This window comes from uncultured Kiloniella sp. (assembly GCF_937128705.1).
Classification (GTDB): Bacteria; Pseudomonadota; Alphaproteobacteria; order Kiloniellales; family Kiloniellaceae; genus Kiloniella.
This window is the reverse complement of the sequence record NZ_CAKZMP010000120.1, coordinates 1-2,737: the sequence shown is the minus strand read 5'-3', so window position 1 is coordinate 2,737 and position 2,737 is coordinate 1. Positions and strand designations below refer to the sequence as shown.

3 protein-coding genes are annotated in these 2,737 nt (G+C 40.3%); all 3 read right to left on the bottom strand.

The genetic code is table 11. The features are described from left to right. Positions 1-584: ABC transporter permease (locus Q0241_RS06985; protein ID WP_299375198.1), on the bottom strand; the 584-nt coding region annotated here is incomplete at its 3' end. Further along, a complete protein-coding gene (locus tag Q0241_RS06980) occupies positions 581-2,395 on the bottom strand; it encodes an ATP-binding cassette domain-containing protein (RefSeq protein WP_299375195.1) in 1,815 nt (604 codons plus the stop codon). The genes Q0241_RS06985 and Q0241_RS06980, both read right to left, overlap by 4 nt. Then, a partial coding sequence (locus Q0241_RS06975) for a hypothetical protein (protein ID WP_299375192.1) occupies positions 2,392-2,737 on the bottom strand: 346 nt, incomplete at its 5' end. The genes Q0241_RS06975 and Q0241_RS06980, both read right to left, overlap by 4 nt.

The window sequence follows — 2,737 nt, the reverse complement described above, 5'->3', positions numbered from 1 at the left end:
AGGCTATCATCCAGCGTATCCAACACAGAAACCAGTGGAACGACCATAAAGAGCATGGACGTATAAACCAGACCAACCATCAACGTTGCATCACTGTAGAGCAGCTCGACAGGTCCATCAACAAGACCAGCCCATTGCAGAAAACTACTGATCACACCGGATTCACGCAGTAAAATCATCCAGCCAAAAGTTCTGACAAGCTCGGAAACCCAAAAGGGGATCAGGCACATCATAAACAGCAGGTTACGCTTTTTGCCTTTAAGAACTTTGGCAATGTAATAAGACACCGGAAAACCGACAACCAATGTGATCGCTGTTGCGACAATGGACATGACAGCCGTACGAACAAAGGTGTTCCAATAAAGCGGCTCAGTAAAAAACTCGATATAGTTCTGAAAACTAAACGCATACTCCCGATACCCTAGCTTTTCACGTAGAGAGACAGTCAAGAGATCGAGATGTGGTAAAATAATAAGTAGAAACAGCCAAAGCAAAAGCGGCAACATCAATAGAAAAGTCCCGAGTTTGATCATCGGAATTGTGTCACTCTTGTCTGTTCCAGAGGTTATCTGGAGTGTACTCATGCCGCCTGCTCCTTACCAAGACCAGACGACGTACCTGTGGGGGAAACATAAGCACGGGCCTTATCCACACCCCAAGACAATCGAAGCTGTTCGCCAGACTTGAGATCGCTAAAAGCACCTGTCTGTGGCAATGAAACAGTGACCTGATGGCCTGTTTGTTGATCGCGGACCTGCGCGCGGCTGTTTGCCCCGTCAAAAAGAAGGTTTTCAACCAGTCCCGACAAAGTATTCTGGCCGTCTTCAAGATGCGCCCCGGCCTGAGCAGAGCTATCGCGTTCAATTGTAATCGCTTCGGGGCGGACAAAGAGCTCTACTTTGTCACCAACCGTAAGCGTTTTTTCATTGCCTGTTATTCCGGCAATCACGCCGCCATCATCAAGTGATACCAGCGCCTGTCCGTTATCAATCGTATCAACCCGGCCGCTCCAACGATTTGAATCACCAACAAAGCCAGCAACAAAAGCCGTTTTCGGATTGTAATAGAGATCCTGTGGCGATCCAACTTGCTCAAAACGTCCTTCGTTCATAACAGCAACATTGTCGGACATCACCAGAGCTTCGGATTGATCGTGAGTGATATAGACAAAGGTTGTTCCAACTTCATGCTGAAGCTGTTTCAGCTCAACTTTCATGTGTTCGCGCAGTTTTAAATCGAGAGCTCCTAATGGCTCATCAAGAAGTAAAACAGCTGGCTCTAGAACTAGAGAACGCGCAATCGCGATGCGCTGACGCTGCCCGCCAGAAAGCTGCGCCACATCTTTTGGCCCTGCATCGGGCAAACTTACCCGTTCCAGAACATCTGCAACTTTTTTATCGATTTCTGAGTCTGGAACCATATAAGTAGAAAAAACTCCTGCAAAAGGTTGGTAATTAGAATCTTCTAAAATACTAGAAGATCTTACTGCAATTGGGCAATTTGTGGTTTGTAAAAATGCTTTAATGTCTTCTAAAGCCCATTCTGGCAAGTCTTTAGAAATAAATTCATTTAAAATTTTAGCTTTTGTTGAATTTGTGGGATTCTCACCATCTTCAATTCTTCTAATTGTTTTTTCAGAAGTATTTTCCAGATCACTTTGCCGAATTTTTTTCTGTATTCGATATCTTCTTAAACAAGCGCCAAAAGAAATTTCATTCTCCAATCTTTCTTTTTTTCTTCTAAGTCGATAATCCTTATCACATTCATACAATACACCAGTTACAGCCGCTTCATAGTCTCCCAAACGAATATAATGACCATATTCCATAACTTCAAGATCATCGAAGTCTGGTTCTACACCTTGGGTTGTAGTTTCAAAATTTTCCATTGGTACATACAAAGACTCAAAGTTTCCTCTTAGAAGCTTGATTTTTTTCAACCCTTTTAGAACCTGAACTCCAATTACACGATCTCTTCTTTCAGACAAAGGCTTAGAAAGAACAAACATCAGTTCCTCTTTTTCTAGCAAAGTGAGATTTCTTTTTTTGTTAAAAATAACATCTTCAAAAAGGTCATCAATAACGATTCTCTCTTCATCTAAGTTCATATCTTTAAAACTAATTAATGAAGGTTTTGACTTATAAAATGACCCTACCATATTATTATCTATAATTTTATCTGCAAGATATTTTAAAAAATGATTAAGAACAGACTTAGACAATGCGATAAATATTGGATTTTTCCCTAAAATTTCACTCTGCAAAACTTTGTCGAAATCGCGATCTGTTATAGCAACAGTGTGCTTGCTTGGTTCAAACCAATTTGAAGCTCGAACCTCATCTCTCTGAGACACGGTTCCAAAAATAGTAATTTCATGTTTTTGTGCTGCTGTCATAATTTCTCATTCTCTTTTAATAATTTGTTATATTCTTCTAATTTAGCGTCAACATTCCAACCTTGCTCTTCGAAAAAATCGTTTAATAAATCTTCATCGATATGAACAGGGTTATCTGCATGTATCAAATTCCATTCATATGAAATTTCAACCCATCGCTCTTTTATCTCATCAAGAATATCCTTATGAACTCCATGATGAGGTGGCCTTTTATCCATAAACCTTTTTTCTCTTAAGGCCCATCTCCATTTATCGCCTCCTCCATAAATTGTAACGTGAGGTGGCTCTCTTTCTTCTTTGTCGTGAATTTTAAGTTTCCAATTATTCTTATACTTACAATTC